17 protein-coding genes and 1 pseudogene are annotated in these 18,411 nt (G+C 54.8%); 13 read left to right on the forward strand and 5 right to left on the reverse strand.

Translation table 11 applies throughout. The features are described 5' to 3' along the window. The first annotated feature begins 340 nt into the window (after nt 1–340). The 4 genes and pseudogenes from GGE09_RS16780 (at nt 341) to GGE09_RS16790 (ending at nt 2,350) form a co-directional block, all read left to right on the forward strand. A complete protein-coding gene (locus GGE09_RS16780) occupies nt 341–724 on the forward strand; it encodes a TniB family NTP-binding protein (protein ID WP_309747503.1) in 384 nt (127 codons plus the stop codon). After that, a pseudogene (locus GGE09_RS23450) lies at nt 721–918 on the forward strand (TniQ family protein); the annotation flags it as partial. The gene GGE09_RS16780 and the pseudogene GGE09_RS23450, both read left to right, overlap by 4 nt. Nucleotides 919–971: 53 nt before the next feature. Then, nucleotides 972–1,676, forward strand: coding sequence for a hypothetical protein (locus GGE09_RS16785; RefSeq protein WP_309747322.1), 705 nt, complete (start codon nt 972–974; stop codon nt 1,674–1,676). A 173-nt stretch (nt 1,677–1,849) separates the two neighbouring features. Continuing rightward, on the forward strand, nt 1,850–2,350 hold the full coding sequence (locus GGE09_RS16790) for a hypothetical protein (protein ID WP_309747323.1): 501 nt from the start codon (nt 1,850–1,852) through the stop codon (nt 2,348–2,350). A 357-nt stretch (nt 2,351–2,707) separates the two neighbouring features. On the opposite strand, the gene GGE09_RS16795 is transcribed toward GGE09_RS16790, so the two are convergent. After that, nucleotides 2,708–3,205, reverse strand: a complete 498-nt coding sequence (locus tag GGE09_RS16795) for a cytochrome c (RefSeq protein ID WP_309747324.1) — start codon at nt 3,203–3,205, stop codon at nt 2,708–2,710. A 169-nt stretch (nt 3,206–3,374) separates the two neighbouring features. Between GGE09_RS16795 and GGE09_RS16800 the strand changes: the two genes are divergently transcribed. Together GGE09_RS16800 and rpsD are read left to right on the forward strand one after the other, a co-directional pair. Beyond that, a complete protein-coding gene (locus GGE09_RS16800; protein ID WP_309747325.1) occupies nt 3,375–4,298 on the forward strand; it encodes a lipid A-modifier LpxR family protein in 924 nt (307 codons plus the stop codon). 174 nt (nt 4,299–4,472) lie between these two features. Then, a complete protein-coding gene (gene rpsD / locus GGE09_RS16805) occupies nt 4,473–5,093 on the forward strand; it encodes a 30S ribosomal protein S4 (protein WP_309747326.1) in 621 nt (206 codons plus the stop codon). Between the two features lie 171 nt (nt 5,094–5,264). Here the strand turns inward: rpsD and GGE09_RS16810 are convergent, their stop codons facing one another. Then, nucleotides 5,265–6,278 carry a hypothetical protein gene (locus tag GGE09_RS16810; RefSeq protein WP_309747327.1) on the reverse strand — a complete coding sequence of 338 codons (1,014 nt, stop codon included), beginning with the start codon at nt 6,276–6,278 and terminating at the stop codon, nt 5,265–5,267. Nucleotides 6,279–6,539: 261 nt separating this feature from the next. Between GGE09_RS16810 and GGE09_RS16815 the strand changes: the two genes are divergently transcribed. Next, the gene (locus tag GGE09_RS16815) at nt 6,540–8,291 is read left to right on the forward strand and encodes a SulP family inorganic anion transporter (protein WP_309747328.1); all 1,752 of its coding nucleotides are present in this window, start codon (nt 6,540–6,542) and stop codon (nt 8,289–8,291) included. A 15-nt stretch (nt 8,292–8,306) separates the two neighbouring features. On the opposite strand, the gene GGE09_RS16820 is transcribed toward GGE09_RS16815, so the two are convergent. Continuing rightward, entirely contained in the window at nt 8,307–9,938 is a 1,632-nt protein-coding gene (locus tag GGE09_RS16820; RefSeq protein WP_309747504.1) for an AMP-binding protein, read from the reverse strand. A gap of 180 nt (nt 9,939–10,118) precedes the next feature. On the opposite strand from GGE09_RS16820, the gene GGE09_RS16825 reads away from it, so the two are divergent. After that, nucleotides 10,119–11,021, forward strand: a complete 903-nt coding sequence (locus GGE09_RS16825; protein WP_309747329.1) for a DMT family transporter — start codon at nt 10,119–10,121, stop codon at nt 11,019–11,021. Between the two features lie 9 nt (nt 11,022–11,030). Next, on the forward strand, nt 11,031–11,681 hold the full coding sequence (locus GGE09_RS16830) for a sulfotransferase family 2 domain-containing protein (protein WP_309747330.1): 651 nt from the start codon (nt 11,031–11,033) through the stop codon (nt 11,679–11,681). Between the two features lie 32 nt (nt 11,682–11,713). Here GGE09_RS16830 and GGE09_RS16835 read toward each other — a convergent pair whose 3' ends face one another. Next, complete coding sequence (locus GGE09_RS16835; RefSeq protein WP_309747331.1) at nt 11,714–12,517, reverse strand: sulfotransferase family protein; 804 nt, start codon at nt 12,515–12,517, stop codon at nt 11,714–11,716. Nucleotides 12,518–12,687: 170 nt separating this feature from the next. On the opposite strand from GGE09_RS16835, the gene GGE09_RS16840 reads away from it, so the two are divergent. The 3 genes from GGE09_RS16840 to GGE09_RS16850 all read left to right on the forward strand — a co-directional run bounded on the left by GGE09_RS16840 (nt 12,688) and on the right by GGE09_RS16850 (nt 14,952). Next, the gene (locus tag GGE09_RS16840; protein ID WP_309747332.1) at nt 12,688–14,262 is read left to right on the forward strand and encodes a DUF5928 domain-containing protein; all 1,575 of its coding nucleotides are present in this window, start codon (nt 12,688–12,690) and stop codon (nt 14,260–14,262) included. 11 nt (nt 14,263–14,273) lie between these two features. Next, complete coding sequence (locus tag GGE09_RS16845) at nt 14,274–14,657, forward strand: HIT domain-containing protein (RefSeq protein ID WP_309747333.1); 384 nt, start codon at nt 14,274–14,276, stop codon at nt 14,655–14,657. A 118-nt stretch (nt 14,658–14,775) separates the two neighbouring features. Continuing rightward, the gene (locus tag GGE09_RS16850) at nt 14,776–14,952 is read left to right on the forward strand and encodes a zinc-finger domain-containing protein (protein ID WP_309747334.1); all 177 of its coding nucleotides are present in this window, start codon (nt 14,776–14,778) and stop codon (nt 14,950–14,952) included. A gap of 60 nt (nt 14,953–15,012) precedes the next feature. Here the strand turns inward: GGE09_RS16850 and GGE09_RS16855 are convergent, their stop codons facing one another. Continuing rightward, a complete protein-coding gene (locus GGE09_RS16855; RefSeq protein ID WP_309747335.1) occupies nt 15,013–15,543 on the reverse strand; it encodes a hypothetical protein in 531 nt (176 codons plus the stop codon). Nucleotides 15,544–15,586: 43 nt separating this feature from the next. On the opposite strand from GGE09_RS16855, the gene polA reads away from it, so the two are divergent. Next, nucleotides 15,587–18,388: a DNA polymerase I gene (gene polA, locus GGE09_RS16860; RefSeq protein ID WP_309747336.1), complete on the forward strand. Its 2,802-nt coding sequence runs from the start codon at nt 15,587–15,589 to the stop codon at nt 18,386–18,388. Nucleotides 18,389–18,411: the final 23 nt, after the last annotated feature.

Below are 18,411 nucleotides of genomic sequence, written 5' to 3' on the forward strand. Positions count from 1 at the left end.
AGAAACGGGATGCTGTCGCCCGTCGACTTTGAAGACAGACAGCGAAATAACAACCAAGAAGGTGTCTAGGAAACTAGGGGCTATTCAGTTTGCCTTGCCGCTACACCGCGGGGCAGGAAACGCGAGGCGTAATACTCATTGAAAAGCTAGGTGGCGGTAAAACAACCGCGGTGCGAACCATGCTTCAGGAAGCACAATTTTTGGCACATAATCCTGATACGGGTGCGCCACGATACCTTGAAATTCAGGTGCCGAGCCCCGCGACATTGAAAAGCGTTGGCTTGGCGATCCTCGCCGCTTTGGGCGTGGACACTGTTACGCAAAACGCGAATTATGGTTCATCTGGAAGACGGTTAGTCAGCGACTGAGTGTTGCCGGGATTCGTGTCCTTTGGTTAGATGAAGCACAGGATCTCATCATGGCGCGTTCTGCCAATGATACTGAAACCTCTTTGCGGATGATCAAATCCCTTATGCAGGGCGAACATGCGGTCATTCCCATTTTGAGTGGGACAGAACGCTTGGCAGAAGTAGCCGCATTAGATCCCCAGGTTTCGCGACGATTTACAAAGATAGTGCCTTCTAACCTTCAGCATGGCGTTGACGAAGTTGGTTTGATCTCTCTGGTTGAGTACTACTGCGAAGAGGTCTCAATCAAGGCTCGCGTCAATGCCGATGTTATGGCGCGCTTGATTACCGCAAGCCGTCAGAAACGCAAATCTTGAGATGTGGTACCCAGAAAGCTGGCGAACGACTATTGACCTACAACGGTGAAATCTTCGGTTCCACATTCATTACCCGCGGCTTCACAACTTATTGCCCTGCGTGCTTACTTGATGATGCTACAGAGGAGGCACATGGCGACAGGGTAGGGCGCCTTTCTTGGATGTTGGATCCTGTCCGCATGTGTCCACGCCATGGTATTTACCTCACCGGCGCAAGAACCTTGGGTACTTTGAGAGATTCCAGAACATGGATAAGGTCGCGCCATCAGATCAGGAACTTTCTGATCAAGTTGCCGTCGCGGAGGCCGCAAGCGTTTCGCCGCTTCAGACGTATGTGGTGGGCAGATTGTCTGGCGCAGAAGGTCCCGTATGGATGGACGCGCAACCTATAGATCAAGCGGCGCATGTTTGCAAAACGATTGGAATTTGCCGCATCCACGGTGCACATTCGGGTATCAAAGGTTTGACGGTCAAGCAACTACATGAAGCAGGCGCCGTTGGTATGGAAGCCGCATCCCTGGGGCGTGAGGGCATATTCGCCATCTTGGAAGAAATCGCGCAGAAGGAGAGCATCAAGCGGCATTCGGGGCGCGCACCCTCAGCTTTGGGGCGCATTTATGATTGGCTTCAGTTCGATAACGACCAAGACGATGCGGGGCCCATCAAAGATGTCGTGCGGGATTTCATCATCGATCACATGCCAGTCGAGCCAGGTATGGTTCTGTTTGGGAGCTCTGTGCTAAAACGGAAACGGCATACGGTGGCTACGTTATCCAAGGTGAGCGGGGTTCACCGGAAGACACTCATAGAGCTTTGGTTCTTACGGGGCTGCTTGCGGGAGGGAACCCTGATGAGTTCGAAAGCAGACGAACTATCAACGCTGATGACGGCGAGGCGCTTGCGCGTAAGATTAAAAATTCAACTCCCATCAAACAGATACCAGATTACCTGAACTGCAACCGCACGCAGGCACAAATGATGGTCAGAAACGGAATACTTAACAAAGTCGGGAACGACCCGTCGATAACAGGCGGCTTATTGTCGAATGTCGCGAATGATGATCTTGACGATTTTCTTGCTCGGTTCAGGCGCGCGGGGCAACCTGTGGCCTCAGCAGGCGATGGTATGGCTGACGTTATTGCTGCGTCTGAAATCGCCCGTGTGCCTGTCGCGGATATCGTTGCTCTTGTGCTCGCAGGGCGACTGCATCGGGTCGAGACCGGAGCGGAAGAACTGCGGTTTAAGTCAGTCTTTGTTGATCCTGAAAATGTGCGGAGGGTGTCTGAAGCAGAAGTGGCTGGACATGGGCTGTCGCCAAAAAACGTGTCTGATCTAATTGGCCTGAAGCTTCTGGCAATTGATCTCCTTCGTGTAAACCGTGACACGGACGGGGAGCTGTTCCTCAATGCTTCCACCATTACCAACGCGCGTGGCACGGTCCGGCATTGTTACGCCAAAGAAGAGGTGGAACGGTTTCGCGAGAAATACGTCAAGCTTCAGGATCTCGCTGCCGAACATGGCATTGTTACGAGAACAATGGGCCTGAAGTTGAGCAAGGCGGGTATTGAACCGTTCATGGAGTTTAAGTCGCTCCAAGCAAAAGTCTTCCGACGAAAAGATCTTTAAGCCAAGCCAATATCGAAAAACTCAGGCCGCCCTTCGGGGCGGTCTTTTTTTGTGCTCATTATGGCAAAACTTACCCCGATTTCCGGCGCAAAACTATACCCGCACCCTTTGCAAAAGTGGCTGTGCATTTGACACGTTCTTATTTGGGGGTGTCTTCAACTTATTGATTTTGAACGTATGTTTTTGATTTCGAAAATCTGTTTGGCATAACTATACCCGCGTCGACACACTTTTCGCAACCGCCCACCAGTTCACAAATGACACGTTTCAATGGCCACTTCGCAAGTGCGGGGTGGCCATTGGTTTGTGTGGGTTGGGCCTGTTGGAATGACATGATCCTTCCTTGCGGCGGGCTGGTTACTTTTTCGTGCGAAAGGCTTTGTGGCAGGTGCCGCAGGTTTGGCCGATCAGGGTGAACACGGCGTTAGGGGGCATTTGGGCGAGTTCTTTCAGGCTCCGTTTTTTTTGTGTTTTGAGGGCTGTGCCTGAAAGCGGGTTTCCTGCGGCCAGTGCCAACCCTTGGGCTTGCAGGTCAAGGCGGTTTGCAAGGGCGGTGAAGCGGTCCCAGTCTTGCCATATTTCGGCGCGGGCCTCGGTCGGGGGGGACAGTGATCCTTCGGGGAAGTCCTTGGTCAGATTGCCCGCTGCATGTGCGCGCAGTGCTGTTGCGGCGGCTTGGATCGCTGCTGGATCGGGGGAAGGGGATTTTAATTGCCCCGCGATGGATTTCATTGAATCTGCCAGAACCCCCATGGCATCCATCCGCTGTTTTACCACGCCTGTGGCCTTGTCATGGGCCTGCGCCCCAAGTGTGGCTGACAATAACAGCAGTGTTGCCAGTCGAAAAATTGCCATCTCTTTTCCCCCTTTTTACCCTTGACAAGGTGGCGTAGCGCCAGATTGGTCAAGGGAAAATGCAGCAGGGCAACACAGCTGCAAAAAAACGGCCATTCCTGTTTTGCGGCTACTACAGGGCTGTAAATCCTTTTAGGGTCGGAAAAAACAAAAGAGCAGAGACGATATTATGCGGGTGGCAATTCTTGCAGCACTGGGTGTTATGCACGCCGGTCTGGCGCAGGCCGAAGGGTTTGCTTGGCCAAAACTAGATACAATTGTGGGCGTGTCACGCCTGTTTAACAATGACTTTCTGGGCGATGGAAATGACCGTTGGCGCACTGGATCGTATGAAGTGTCGGTCACTTTTGGCGAGCAGGTTCTTGACGGCCTGCCCACAACGGCTTTTGAGCTGATGCAATACCGTCTGCGCAGTGAAATTCTGGCCCCTGCCGATCTGTCACTGGCCACCGCTTTTCCGGATCGACCCTATGCGGGTGTGATCGGGCTTGGTGCGTTTACCCATTTTGCAAAAGGCGCATATAACGTGTCTTACGGTGGCGAGTTGGTCTTTGTTGGCCCCTCGACCGGTCTCGGGCGGTTCCAGAAATGGGCCCATAAACAGATTGGCGCGCAGGCACCGATGATGCTGGCGGATCAGTTGCCGGATCATATCTATCCCACCGTGCAGGGTGAAATTTCCCGTAATATGCGGGCGGGCGATACACTGTTCCGTCCTTTTGCAGAGGCGCAGGTCGGCGTGGAAAGCTATGCGCGGGTGGGGATTGATGCGATTTTCGGTAAGAACCTGTCGCGCAACTTTTTTGTGCGCGAACCGATTACGGGTCATCTGGTGTCAAACGTGCGCAGCAGTGATGATCGCAGCTTCGGTTTTATGATGGGCGGCGATGTGGCCTATGTGGGCGACAGCAAACTGCTGCCCGAAAGCCGTGGCTATACGGTTGAAACCATGCGGCCAAGGGCGCGGGCGGGTTTTGTCTATGAAGGCGAAAACGCGGGTTTGTTTTACGGGCTGACATGGCTTGGAAAAGAATTTGAAGGCCAAAAAGAAAGCCAGGTCACTGGGTCTTTGAACGTGAAGTTCAATTTCTAGGGATTTGATCCCGTGCGGCTGTTGACTCCCCCCGTACAAGGCTTATAAGCCGCCCATCCGCGTCAGCGGGAATTGGTGTTGGTGGACCCCGCAAGGGGAACCCTGTCGGGCTTCGGGAAACCGTTTCAGACCAAAGGACAACGCCCTTCGAAACATATATGAAGGAGAACAGCCGTGACCAAACGTACAGCTGCCAAATACAAACTTGATCGTCGCATGGGCGAAAACATCTGGGGTCGTCCTAAGTCCCCTGTAAATCGTCGTGAATATGGACCCGGTGTCCACGGTCAACGCCGCAAACAAAAACTGTCCGATTTCGGTATCCAGCTGCGCGCCAAGCAAAAGCTTAAAGGGTATTACGGCGATCTGACAGAAAAACAGTTCCGTCGCATCTATGCCGAAGCTGTTCGTGTAAACGGCGACACAGGTGAAAACCTGATCGGTCTGCTGGAGCGTCGTCTGGACGCTGTTGTATACCGTGCGAAATTCGTTCCGACTGTCTTTGCTGCCCGTCAATTCGTGAACCACGGTCACGTGACTGTAAACGGCAAGAAGGTTAATATCCCGTCTTACCGCGTTCAAGAAGGCGACGTTATCGAAGTGCGCGAAAGCTCCAAGCAAATGGCGCTGGTGATGGAAGCCCTGTCCAGTGCAGAGCGTGACTTTGCCGACTACCTGACTGTAGACGCTGGCAAAATGCGTGCCGAGTTTGTTCGCACACCAAGCCTGGCCGACGTGCCATACCCGGTGATGATGGAACCAAACCTGGTGGTGGAATTCTACGCGAAGAACTAATCTTCGCCGACACCTACAAGATTTCAAGGCCGTTCCAGTGGAGCGGCCTTTTTCTTTGCGCGGTGTCTGTGTGCCATGTTCTGGATTACGCGCGTTTTTTCAACCGCGTTATGTGTGCGGTGTTTGGGGTGTTCGGACGGTTCGGGGCAGGGGGCCTAAAGGCCGAGTGGTTCAGTCGTCGCCACAAATGGATTGCAGGGCAATCCAGTCCGCATCGGTCAGTTGGGGCTGGTAGCCTTCTTTGAACGGATCAAGTGCGATCAGGGCAGCAGTGGATTTTCCCGTTGTATCAAGCGCATAGGCAAAAGGGGCAGAGGTCAGTTTGGCCTCTTTAAAGGCGTCGAGCAGGTTCGCGTCGTCAGGGCGGACCATCGGCGCGGTCAGCACAGTGCGGGCATATCCCGCCAAGGCCTCGTCGGGCAGGACCCCATTGGCAATAAAGGTCAGGGTGCGCAGACTGCCGATTTCGCGGAACATGCGGGTCATCGGTTTTTCCTGTTCCCCGTTGGCCCGTTCCATCAACACAAAACCGGCGGCTATTTCGGGGCCTGCGTTTTCTTCGACCAGCACACGGTTCAACAGGATATTGCCAGCGGGCAAATGGGCTGCAAACCGCGCGCCCATATCGACGATGTGGATTTCCCCGCCATCTGGCAGCAGCCAGTCTTCGAATTTTTCAAGCGCGGCCACGCCTGCCGGATCGTTACAGGCGGTGCCCGTCATCAAATCGGTTTGCTTCAGGATTTTCTGGCCGATTTGAATGGCCTTGGCATTGGGCAAAATCCGCGTGGCATAATCTGCCGAAATAGAGGGCAGCCAGAACAGGCCAAACCCTAGGGCAACCGCAAGGAACAGTGCGGTCAGCACCCAGCGCAACCGCCCCGGATGGGGGCCGGTGCGCCGAATAGCCTTGCGCACCACCTGGATCGCGTCAACCATAGTCGGGTCGTCGATTTCCAAGGTCTCGGATGTGCTGCGATCAGGGCTATACAGGGTCGGTGTCTCGCCCTCGTTCAGGGTGCGAATTGCGGCCATGGACCAATGGGTCAGCGGTTTGCCATTGGCGTCAGACAACACCAGAGTGGATGCCCCAAAAGACACGATAACCTCGCGTCTTTGATCCGCATCGGACTCCCTCCAAAGCCCGATTGCCTCGAGCCGGTCATATTTTTTAAGCGCTGTCACTGCGTGCCCATATCGGCCTTAGGCCTGTTTTCCTATCAGCATACACGCTCTGGTCGTCCCTGTGTAGACGATTTTGCACCCTTCAGAGCATTCCGTAAAAGAAGCCATACTAAGGGGATGATTTCACTGGGATCAGGCCAGTGTAAATTTTTTGCATGACCAGTGTAAAACTATTACCATAGGGTAATTGCATTGATGGTCCAACAGGCGTAGGGGCTGTAGCAATCCCAATTTATGACCATTGAACGCTCGGAAGTCGTTATGCGTTACTCAGAGTATTTTCCACCTTTAGACTGGTATACCCGCGTCAACCGCAAGACGGTGACAGCGGACGCTTATGCAGGTTTGATTAATGCCGCCATGGTGTTGCCCCAAGGGGTTGCCTTTGCCACCATTGCAGGGCTGCCGCCGGAATATGGGCTGTATACGGCGATGATCACGGCTGTGATTGCGGCGATGTTTGGGACCTCGATGATCATGATCTCGGGGCCAGCTACGGCGATTTCGGCGGTGTTGTTCACCACATTGTCGGATTTTGCCGAACCAGGCACAATACATTACATCGAAATGGCGCTGACGCTGACGATTATGGTGGGGCTGTTCCAGATCGCGGGGGGATTCGCGCGCCTTGGGGGGCTTGTGTCCTTTGTGTCCCATTCGGTGATGACTGCCTTTACGATGGCGGCGGCTTTGTTGATTGCGGTCAGCCAGTTAGCGGGGGTGACAGGCATTGTGGTCGAACGGGGCGGCAATATCGCTGAACGCCTGATGCGGCTGTCCCAGCACCTGCCCGAGGTGAACCCCTACGCTTTGCTGATTTCCGGTTTCACGCTGGCTTTGGCATTCTTGATGCAAAAATTCACCCCGCGTTTGCCGGGGTTCCTGATTGCCTTGCTTGCGGGATCTGCATTGGCATGGGGCATAGATGCGGCCAGTTACGGGGTGGAAATGGTCGGGGCTTTGCCCAATATGCTGCCACAACTGGCGCCACCGTCCCCGTCGATCCGCGATGTGGCCGAATTGGCGCCGGGCGCTGCCGCGATTGCGGTTGTTGGCGCGCTAGAGGCGATTTCCATTGGCCGCGCCTTTGCGGTGCGCCGCAAGGAAGCCTTTGATTCCAGTCAGGAAATGGTGGCCCAAGGCCTGTCCAACGTGGTTGGCGGGTTCTTCCAGTGTTATGTGGGGTCAGGGTCTTTTACCCGCAGTGGCGTGAATGCAACCGCAGGGGCAGAAACGCCGTTGTCGGGGATTTTCGCCAGTATCTTCCTGCTGCTGATCCTGTTCTTTATCGCCCCTTGGGTGGCCTATATTCCCAAACCTGCCATGGCGGGTTTGATCCTGTTGGTGGCCTATCGCTTGATCGAATTTTCCGAACTGCGCCACATCATCAAAAGCAGCGGCCCTGAAACCGTGATCCTTGTGATGACGCTGGCAGCGGGTCTGTTTATCGAGCTGGATTTCGCGATTTATGTGGGCGTGATCGCGTCGCTGTGTGTGTTCATCTACGAAAGCTCGCACCCTGAATTGCCTGTCACAGCGCCTGTGTTGCAAACCGATGGCACCCGAAAATTCCGCAATGTGGAACATAAAGGTGTGACGGAATGCCCGCAGTTGCTGATCTTTCGCCTTGATGGGCCGCTATATTTTGGCAGCGTGGAAAACGTGGCCAAAACCTATAAAAAAATCTGCGCCCGAGATCCGCGCCAGATTCATAAGATCATGTATATGAAAGGGGTCGGCAAGACCGATCTGGCGGGGGCGGATTTCCTGATTCAAGCCATTCGTGATGCCAAAGCCGAGGGCGGTTCCTTTCGCATCGTTGCCCTGTTCCCGCCATTGGTGAACAGTTTGCACCGCTTCCATGTGATCGACGAATTGGGCGAGGAAAACCTGCACACCAATAAAAACGACGCGGTCAGCGACGCCATGAACGACCTTAGCCGCAACATCTGTGAAGGCTGCCTGCGCGATGTGTTCTGGGAATGTGACAACGTGATGCGCAAAGAAGACTAAGCCCGTCCGCGCCCGCTAAAGCGCCTTGGCCACCACGCGCAGTTCGAATTTTTGAATTTTGCCCGTGCTGGTCTTGGGCAGTTCCTGAAACAACACCGTTTTGGGGCATTTGAACCCAGACAGATGGGCGCGGGTGTGGGCGATGATTTCTTCGGGCGTGGGTTGGTCCACGCCGTCTTTCAGTTCGATAAAGGCGCAAGGGGTTTCGCCCCATTGTTCATCCGGTCGCGCCACAACCGCACATAAAGACACGGCAGGGTGGGACATCAGGGTGTTTTCCACCTCGACCGATGAAATGTTTTCTCCGCCTGAAATGATGATGTCCTTCATGCGGTCGGTAATCTGGATATAGCCGTCAGGATGGCGCACGGCGATATCGCCAGATCGAAATGCGCCGCCTGCAAATGCTTCGGCTGTGGCGGTGGGGTTCTTGTAATAGCCTTTCATCACCGCATTGCCGCGAATGACGATTTCACCGATGGTTTTGCCGTCACGGGGCACGGGTTTGCGGCTGTCCTGATCCACCACGTCGATGTCTTCCATCATCGGGTATTGCACGCCGACGCGGGCCATTTTGGCGTAGCGTTCTTCGGCGGGCAGGGCGGCCCAATCGTCGGGTTCCACACATTCGGTGACATGGCCATAGGTTTCGGTCAGCCCGTAAACCTGCATGATCTTGAACCCCAGCGTTTCCGCACCTTTGATCGTGGCAGGCGAAGGCGGCGCGCCTGCGGTCAGCACATTGACGGTGTGATCAAAGGCGGCACGGTCTTCGGGTTTGGCGTTGATCAGCGTATTTAGAATGATCGGTGCGCCACCGAAATGGGTGATCCGCTCGGCCGCAATGGCCCCGAAGATGGCTTTTGCGGTCATGTCGCGGCAAAAGGTGATTTGCCCGCCAAGCGAGGGCATCATCCATGTGTGGTTCCAGCCGTTGCAGTGGAACAGGGGCACGATGGTCAGGTATTTCGGGTAGAGCCCGATTTCCCAGCTAAGCGCCGTGCCCATGGTCATCAAATACGCGCCGCGGTGATGGCAGACCACGCCTTTGGGGCGGCCTGTAGTGCCTGATGTGTAATTCAGCGAAATTGCGTCCCATTCATCATCAGGCAGATGCCAGTCGAAGGCGGGATCGCCAGCGGCGATGAAGTCTTCATATTCGGTGAAATCCCCAGTGGCGGGAAACCCTGCAAGCGGGTCGGCGACCTCAATTATTTCAGGGGCTTTGCTGTCCATAAGGGCGATAGCTTGTAGGGCTACGGGCAGGAACTGGCTGTCTGCAAGGACGATTTTGGATTCGGAATGGGCAAAGATGTAAGCGATGGTGTCTGGGTCTAGCCGCGTGTTGATAGTGTTCAGTACTGCGCCGCACAGGGGCACGCCGAAATGAGCCTCGGCAATGGCGGGGATGTTGGGGCAGAGTGTGGAAACCACATCGCCGGGCTTGATACCTTTGGCCGCCAGTGCCGCGCCCAATCGGGTGCAGCGGTCATGGAGTTGCGCATAGGAGTGGCGGCGGTCATGATAGACCATGGCCGTGCGGGTCGCAAACACGTCCCGCGCGCGTTTCAGATGGCTGAGCGGGGTCAGCGGCACGTAATTAGCTGGTGTTTTGCCCAAGCCTGTTTCATCTGCCATTTGTGCCATATTCAGGCCTCCCGCTGTGCATAACTGACGCATACGATGCCCCGTGTTTTTCGGTTTTTCAATCGGCTTTTGTGTTTCAAGGCGCAAACTTAACTGACGATCCAGCCAGGGCCGATAGGCGTTGCCCATGTCTTGGCGCTGTGCCTAAGTACGCTAAGAGATTTTGACAGGCGCATCCCGATGACACCCACAGTTTCCAACACCACTAAAGGGGCCGCGATGATGGTGGCCTGTATGGCGATTATCGGGTTGGTGGATAATTACGTGGTGCTGATCGCCAAAGAGGCGGGGCTTTGGCAGTTTCATCTGTGTCGCTCGGCACTGGTTTGCGGGGCTTTGGCGCTGATGGCTTGGGGGATGGGCTGGCGGATAAAACCGCGGCGCTGGCAGGGGGTTGCAATCCGCGCCTGCTGCGGTGCCGTGTCCATGGCGGTCTATTTCGGGGCTTTGGCCGTGCTGCCTGTGGCGCAGGTAGGCGCGGGGCTGTTCACCGCGCCGATTTTTGTGCTGCTGTTCTCGGTTCTGGTGTTTCGCACCCCGATTGGTCTGTGGCGTGTTTTGGCGGCGGTGGTCGGTTTTGCGGGCGTCCTGCTGATGCTGCGCCCTGATTTCACGGCGCTGAACCTTATCACAATCCTGCCCATGCTGGCGGGTGTGACATGGGCACTGACCGCCCTAAGCACGCGCTATCTGTGCGAGGGCGAGGATACAGTGACCCTGCTATTCTGGTTTTTCGCGGCCCTAGGTGCTATCGGCGCTGCGGGTTTGCTGGTGATGCAGGTCAGTGATCTGGGAGATGGCACCAGCTTTTTCGGGCGCGGTTGGGTGACACCGACGCCCGTTTTTTGGGGCTGGACGCTGGTGCAGGCGGTGGGGTCTGTGTTGGCGGTGGGCATGCTGACGCGGGCCTATCAGATCGGCGAGACCAGCTATATCGCGGTGTTTGAATATGCCTTCCTGATCTTTGCCAGCTTCTGGGGCTGGGTGCTGTGGGGGGATCAACTTGATCTGCTGGGGGGCGTAGGTATGGCGATGATTATTCTATCGGGCGGGGTGATTGCCTTGCGCACTGCAGATGCGTAGCCTGTTGCCATGATTATTTCCCATGGGCGGCGTTATATTTTTGTGCATATCCCGAAAACGGGCGGCACCTCGCTGGCTTTGGCACTGGAAGCCAAGGCGATGAAAGATGACATTCTGATCGGTGACACCCCCAAGGCGCAGCGGCGGCGCAAGCGGGTGAAGGATTTGCAGACCAGCGGGCGGCTGTGGAAACATTCAAAGCTGGTGGATATTTACGGCGCGGTGGATCAGACGCAGATCGAGCAGTATTTCGTCTTTACCTTGGTGCGCAATCCTTGGGATCGGATGGTCAGCTATTACCACTGGCTGCGCGGGCAGGGGTTTGACCACCCCGCTGTGCATATGGCCAAAGCCAGCGATTTCACCACGTTTCTGAACGATGCGTCCACCCGCGCCACCCTGCGCCATGACGGGGCGGCACGTTATGTCAGTGACAGGGACGGGGTGGATCGCTGCAATCTATACCTGCGCTTGGAGCATCTGAACGCGGATATGGCGCGGCTGGAAGACGGGATAGGGGTGCGGTTTCCGGTGCCGCCCCATGAAAACAAATCCACGCGCGGGGCCTATCAGGGATATTATTCCGCTGCGGATCAAGCGCTGGTCGGGGAGTTGTTTGCCGAAGATGTGGAGCGCTTCGGCTATCACTTCGACGGCTAGGTCTGGTGCGTGGTCCCCACGCACCAACAGGATCAATCGCCGAGTTTGGCGTGGATTTCATCCAGATCAGGTTCTGACAGCGGTTCCTTGCGGCTGGGGTCGGTGGCGTCATATTTGAACAGTACAAAATCCCGTTTGTAGATTTCATAAACCAGATGCATGGACAGATCGTCGAAGTAGTCTTCAACCGGATGGGCGCGTTTCGGGCCGTGGCCTTCGCTTTCGTTGAAACGAGGCATGGAGTCGATATCAAGGGTGTGTTTCACCTCGATATTCTTCATTACGTCTTTCATGCCCTCTTTGAAATTCTCGGTGGTGATCACCTTGTCGTAGCGCCCGCCGTTTACAATCAGCGTCGAGGCATGGCCCGCGACGGCAGACCAGTGGATGTCCGGGTCCATCGGGCGGCGGTATTTGATGGTGTCCCGTGCAAATAGCAAAAAACGGCGGAAGGACTTGATTTGATCGAAGTCGCCTTCAACCTCGACCCCGTATTTGCGGATGATATTGGGCACCAGATTGCCGCGATAGCGTTTGCCATTGCGCTGAATACCGCAAATTTTATCGAAATAGGCCGACAGGATGCGGGTGTAAGGATTGCGCACACAGGTAAAGGTATAGGTTTTCTGTTCGGTCACCCGATCGGTGATCGGTTGCTGGGAAAATTCCTGGCTCCATTTGTGCAGCCCTTCGGTGCTGTCGTGGATATCCCCTTCAAAAAACCGGCCATGATCAGAGTAATACATGATCTGCCCGATGGTCGAACAGGCGCATTTGGGGATAACGCGATAGACCAAATTTTCGCTTTCGGTCATCCAGGTTCCTGGAAAGCCCATATCAATTCATCTCCTGCTCTTGCACTTATTGTGCAGGCCTTTACGGTTTATTCGTTGTGTCTGATCTACCTTTTAGGCGGAAGGTTGCCAAGAAAAAGTGTTTATTGAGGCGATTTTTAAAGATAAACCAGCGAGTGAGGTAGCATGACAACAAACGGGCGACGTATCTGATGGCGAAAATTGCCTATATTCTTCTATGCCATAAAGACCCAGAGGCGATCATCCAACAGGCAGAGGGGTTGACCTCGGCGGGGGATTGCATTGCGATCCATTTTGACGCCAGCGCCAGCGCGACCGACTACAAAACCATCACAGAGAGTCTGGCGGACAATCCTAATGTGGCTTTTGCCAAACGGGTGAAATGCGGCTGGGGGGAATGGTCTTTGGTGCAAGGTTCGCTAAATGCGATGATTGCAGCGGATGCGGCTTTTCCGGATGCGACGCATTTTTATATGGTGTCGGGGGATTGCATGGCGATCAAACCCGCCACCTATGCACGGCGTTTTTTAGATGAAAACGATGTGGATTTTATCGAAAACAACGACTTTTTCGAAAGCGACTGGATCAAAACAGGCATGAAAGAGGACCGGTTGTATTACCGTCACTTTTTCAACGAACGGGCGCATAAGACGCTTTTTTACAACGCCTATCGGTTGCAAAAAAGGCTGGGGTTGAAGCGGGATATACCCAAAGGCATCGAAATTAAAATCGGCTCACAGTGGTGGTGTTTGCGCCGCCGCACGGTCGAGTCTGTGTTGCGCTTTGTGCAGGATCGCAAAGACGTTGTGCGGTTTTTCAAAACCACGTGGATTCCGGATGAAACCTTCTTCCAGACCCTCGTTTTACATCTGGTTCCCAAGGATGAAGTGGTTAATCGTACGCTGACCTTCCTGATGTTTTCCGACTATGGGATGCCTGTAACATTCTTTAACGACCAATACGAATTTCTGCTGTCCCAAGATTCGCTGTTCGCCCGCAAAATCTCGCCCGATGCGAGCCAGCTTAAGGAAAAGCTGGGGTTATTGTATTCGGGCGGCGATGTGCCTTTGAACATCACCAATGAGGGGCGCTCCCTGTATAAATTCCTGACCACACGCGGGCGCGAAGGGCGGCGCTTTGCCCCCCGATTCTGGGAAAGGGAAAGCACCATCGGACGCGAGAGGGAGTTGCTGGTGGTGGTGTGCAAGAAATGGCATGTGGCCAAACGTCTGCTGGCTGCGGCGCAAACGGTGGCTGGCGTGCGCGGGTTTGCCTATTTGTTTGATGAACAGGATACGGCGCTGCCTGAATTGGGTGGCATTGAACGGACGCTAGATAAGCGGGCACGCCATCGTCGCGCGGTCATGCGCCTGTTGTTTGAACAGACCCATACCGATCGCCTGATGATCTGTGCCGATCCTGTGAATATCGACCTTTTGGATGATTTTTATTCAGACCGCTGCACCACGCGGGTTCTGGAAATCGCCTGCAACTTCGACGAGGAATATCTGCGCGGTCATGCCATTCGAACCGGACTGGCCGCCCCCAGCAGTTCAGAAGATACGCTTAGGCGGATCATCCCCACCATCCGCATGGATTTTTCCCATGAAAGCAATGCGGTGCGGGATCGGAATTTTCCAAACTTCTATTCCATTTCGGATCGCAATGACCCCGAAGAAAACATCATGCAAATCTCTGCGTTTATGGATATCACCGAAGACAAAGCGCGTGAAATCGCGCATACGCCCTATTTGTTTGCAGACTAAGGAACACCCTGATGGCCTATACCTATGACGACCAGAATATTTTTGCCAAAATCCTGCGCGGCGAAATCCCCAATACAACTGTGCTGGAAACCGACCATAGTCTTGCGTTCCGCGATATTCAGGCACAAGCGCCTGAACATGTTCTGGTGATCCCGAAGGGGCCGTATGTGACCTATGATCATTTCGCCAACACCGCCAGCGATGCAGAGATTGTGGATTATACCCGCGCCATTGGTAAAATCTGCGATATGTTGGGCGTCAGTGCCGATGACGGGGCGGGATACCGGATGATTTCCAACGCAGGGGAACACGGTGTGCAAGAAGTGCCCCATCTGCACGTACACATTCTGGCGGGGCGCAACATCGGCCGTATGATCGCGCGCGCCGCAGATTAAGCCGCCTTTCGGCCCGTTTCTGCGTCAAACAAGGCGCGGGGGCGGGCTAAAATCCGCTTTTCCTTCGGGCGGATTGACAGTATTTGAGGGGAAACGCCAATTTGCAGGGACCACAGACATGACCACTGATGCACCGGAAGTGAAAGAAGTAGACAGCTACCGCGTGGCCTGTGATGGCGGCGAGGGGGGGCATCCTCGGGTTTGGTTGCAGATACCCCATGACACGGGTTTTGTGGAATGTCCCTATTGCGATTGCAAATATGTGGTCAAAGACGGCGCAGATACAGGCCACTAATCCGAACATTACAGGGTTTCAAGCGCAGCGCGGGCGATTGTTCGCGCCCTGAGTGGATGGTTATTCCGCGGCAGGGGTTGCGGCGCCTGCTTGAGGTCTTTGGGTGGCAATCGCGTGATCGGGTAACTCGATCCAGCGTGCGCCACATTGAAAGCCCGGGTGTTTGCCATCCGGAAACTTTACCTTCAGATAGCCCGCAAGGTCTTCACCCGCCCAAGTGATCATGTGGCGGCCTTTGTCTGATATGGCGACCCCTGAAATCACGTTGAAATCCTTGCCACGCGGGAAATATTTAAACGTTGCCTGTTCCGGCCCGCAGGTGATTGTCCCTTCGCCGCGGCTTTTGTTGGCTTCGTTTTGCCATGTACCAAAGCAGCTTTCGCCCTCGCTGGTGCGCCCTGTGACTGTGCCGGATTGCAAACCAACAGAGGTGCCGTAGAAATATTCGCCTTCGCCATCAATACATCCCACCAGATGAACACAGCTTTGCGGCGACTCCGGATCAAAAATGCATGCATCTGATGTGGCTTGGGCAAAGGCAGAAGGTGCCGCGAGAAGCAAAATCGCTATCGCTTTGACGGGGAGGTTCATCTAATCTGGTCACTGACTGTTTGGTTCATAAAAAGGTAGGGTCGTGGGTAGCATCGGTAAAGGGCATCATCTTCATTTAATTGACGGGTCTGGGTTTATTTTCAGGGCCTATCACGCGCTTCCGCCCCTTACACGTAAGTCGGACGGACTTCCCGTCGGCGCGGTGAGCGGGTTTTGTAATATGTTGTTCAAATTTGTCGAGGATAATAAGGGCCATGATGCGCCCACTCACTGTGCTGTGATCTTTGATGCCAAAGGCAAGACATTCCGCAGTGATATTTACCCCGCTTATAAAGCAAACCGCCCCCCCGCACCCGAAGATCTGGTGCCCCAATTCCCGCTGACCCGCGATGCAACCCGCGCGTTCAATCTGGCCTGTATCGAGGCCGAAGGCTTTGAGGCCGACGACATTATCGCCACTTTGGCGGTACAGGCGCGCGATGCAGGGGCACGGGTGACGATTATTTCGTCTGATAAGGATTTGATGCAGCTGGTGGGCGGCGGCGTTGAAATGCTTGACGCGATGAAAAACAAGCGGATCGGCATTGAACAGGTTGAAGAAAAATTCGGCGTTGGGCCAGACCGGGTGATTGATGTGCAATCCCTTGCGGGGGATTCGGTGGATAACGTGCCGGGCGCGCCGGGGATCGGGATCAAGACAGCGGCGCTGTTGATCAATGAATATGGCGATCTGGATACGCTTTTGGATCGGGCGGGTGAGATTAAACAGCCCAAACGCCGCCAGACGCTAATTGATTTCGCCGATCAAATTCGCATCAGCCGCGATTTGGTGACGTTAAAACAAGACATGGATATGGATTTCGATTTTGCGGAAATGGAAGTCCGCGATCCTGAGCCTGAAACCTGTCTTGGGTTTTTGACCTTGATGGAATTTCGCACATTGGCTGCGCGGATTGCGGGCAAGCTGGGCGTTGAACCGCCAGTCGTGGCCGCGCCCGAGGTTTTGGGCGCAGCCCCTGTGCCAGCTTCGGCGGCGAAGGGCTTTGATGCGGATAAGTACGAATGTGTGCGCGATATGGCGGCGTTGCAGGTCTGGATTGACCGGATCAAGGATCGGGGCTGGGTTGCGGTGGATACCGAAACCACGGGTCTGAATGAAATGGTGGTCGATCTGGTGGGCATTTGTCTGTGTGTGGATGCAGGCGAGGCTTGTTACATTCCGCTTACCCATAAAGACGGCGAAGGTGATCTGTTCGGCGGAGCGGCCTTGGCCGAAGGCCAGATGGATGCTGCCGAAGTTCTGGCCGCGTTGAAGCCTGTTCTGGAAGACCCAGCGATTCTGAAGATCGGCCAGAACATGAAGTATGATCTGAAAATCCTGCGCCGTCAGGGAATTGAAATCGCACCGATAGATGACACCATGTTGCTGTCTTATGCACTGCATGGGGGCTTGCACAATCACGGCATGGATGCCCTGTCAGAACGCTATCTGGATCATAAACCTATCAGTATTAAAACATTATTGGGCACTGGCAAATCCGCCAAGACCTTTGACATGGTCCCCATAGACGAGGCGGTGAAATACGCCGCCGAAGACGCCGATGTGACCCTGCGTCTGTGGCAGATGTTCAAACCCCAGTTGCACGCCAGCAAAGTGACCACGGTTTATGAAACGCTGGAGCGTCCTTTGGTGCCGGTTCTTGCAGCGATGGAAATGAACGGGATCAAGGTGGACCGTGATCATCTGAGCCGCATGTCCAACAATTTTGCCCAGAAAATGGCCGCGCTAGAGGATGAAATTCACGGGCTGGCGGGGCGGTCTTTTAATGTCGGTTCCCCCAAACAGCTGGGTGAAATCCTGTTTGATGAAATGGGACTGACGGGCGGTAAAAAGGGGAAGACCGGGGCTTATGCCACGGGTGTGGACGTGCTCGAAGATCTCGCTGCCGAAGGGCATGACCTGCCTGCACGGGTGCTGGATTGGCGGCAGATGTCCAAGCTGAAATCCACCTACACCGATGCGTTACAGACCCATATCAACGCCGAAACAGGGCGGGTTCACACCAGTTATTCCATTGCGGGGGCCAGCACGGGGCGGTTGGCCTCGACCGATCCGAACTTGCAAAATATTCCCGTGCGCACCGAAGCAGGCCGCCGCATCCGAGAGGCTTTTGTACCTGATGAGGGCAATGTTCTGCTATCGCTCGACTATTCCCAGATTGAATTGCGAATTCTGGCGCATATTGCCAAAATTCCCGAATTGCAGCAGGCCTTTGCCGATGGGATCGACATTCACGCGCTGACTGCATCGGAAATGTTCGGGGTTCCACTGGATGAAATGACACCCGAAGTGCGCCGTCAGGCCAAGGGCATCAACTTTGGGGTGATCTATGGGATCAGCGGCTTTGGGCTGGCGCGTAACCTGCGAATTCCACGAAAAGAGGCGCAGGGGTTTATTGACCGCTATTTTGAACGCTTCCCCGGAATTCGTAATTATATGGACGATACGGTGGCTTTCGCCAAGGAACACGGCTTTGTACAGACCTTGTTCGGGCGTAAAATCCATACGCCTGAAATCAATGCCAAAGGGCCTCAGGCCGGATTTTCCAAACGGGCGGCGATCAATGCGCCGATCCAGGGCACCGCAGCGGATGTGATCCGCCGCGCCATGATCCGTATGCCCGCCGCCATCGCCCATTTGCCCGCGCGGATGCTTTTGCAGGTCCATGATGAACTGCTGTTTGAGGTGCCAAAAGATGCCGTTGATGAAACCATCGACGTGGTGCGCGGCATCATGGAAGGCGCGGCCATGCCTGCGGTGCAAATCGACGTGCCGTTGATTGTGGATGCAGGACAGGGCGCCAATTGGGCCGAGGCCCATTAAGCCAAGCCCCAAAAGGCTAAGAT

It is taken from the genome of Roseobacter sp. N2S (assembly GCF_031454055.1).
Lineage (GTDB): Bacteria > Pseudomonadota > Alphaproteobacteria > Rhodobacterales > Rhodobacteraceae > Amylibacter.

Excerpts from the sequence above, each read along its gene's own strand:
- GGE09_RS16785 (WP_309747322.1), top strand. The coding sequence starts at position 972 with ATGGATAAGGTCGCGCCATCAGATCAGGAACTTTCTGATCAAGTTGCC.
- GGE09_RS16790 (WP_309747323.1), top strand. The coding sequence starts at position 1,850 with ATGGCTGACGTTATTGCTGCGTCTGAAATCGCCCGTGTGCCTGTCGCG.
- GGE09_RS16795 (WP_309747324.1), bottom strand. The coding sequence starts at position 3,205 with ATGGCAATTTTTCGACTGGCAACACTGCTGTTATTGTCAGCCACACTT.
- GGE09_RS16800 (WP_309747325.1), top strand. The coding sequence starts at position 3,375 with ATGCGGGTGGCAATTCTTGCAGCACTGGGTGTTATGCACGCCGGTCTG.
- GGE09_RS16815 (WP_309747328.1), top strand. The coding sequence starts at position 6,540 with ATGCGTTACTCAGAGTATTTTCCACCTTTAGACTGGTATACCCGCGTC.
- GGE09_RS16820 (WP_309747504.1), bottom strand. The coding sequence starts at position 9,938 with ATGGCACAAATGGCAGATGAAACAGGCTTGGGCAAAACACCAGCTAAT.
- GGE09_RS16825 (WP_309747329.1), top strand. The coding sequence starts at position 10,119 with ATGACACCCACAGTTTCCAACACCACTAAAGGGGCCGCGATGATGGTG.
- GGE09_RS16830 (WP_309747330.1), top strand. The coding sequence starts at position 11,031 with ATGATTATTTCCCATGGGCGGCGTTATATTTTTGTGCATATCCCGAAA.
- GGE09_RS16835 (WP_309747331.1), bottom strand. The coding sequence starts at position 12,517 with ATGGGCTTTCCAGGAACCTGGATGACCGAAAGCGAAAATTTGGTCTAT.
- GGE09_RS16840 (WP_309747332.1), top strand. The coding sequence starts at position 12,688 with ATGGCGAAAATTGCCTATATTCTTCTATGCCATAAAGACCCAGAGGCG.
- GGE09_RS16845 (WP_309747333.1), top strand. The coding sequence starts at position 14,274 with ATGGCCTATACCTATGACGACCAGAATATTTTTGCCAAAATCCTGCGC.
- GGE09_RS16850 (WP_309747334.1), top strand. The coding sequence starts at position 14,776 with ATGACCACTGATGCACCGGAAGTGAAAGAAGTAGACAGCTACCGCGTG.
- GGE09_RS16855 (WP_309747335.1), bottom strand. The coding sequence starts at position 15,543 with ATGAACCTCCCCGTCAAAGCGATAGCGATTTTGCTTCTCGCGGCACCT.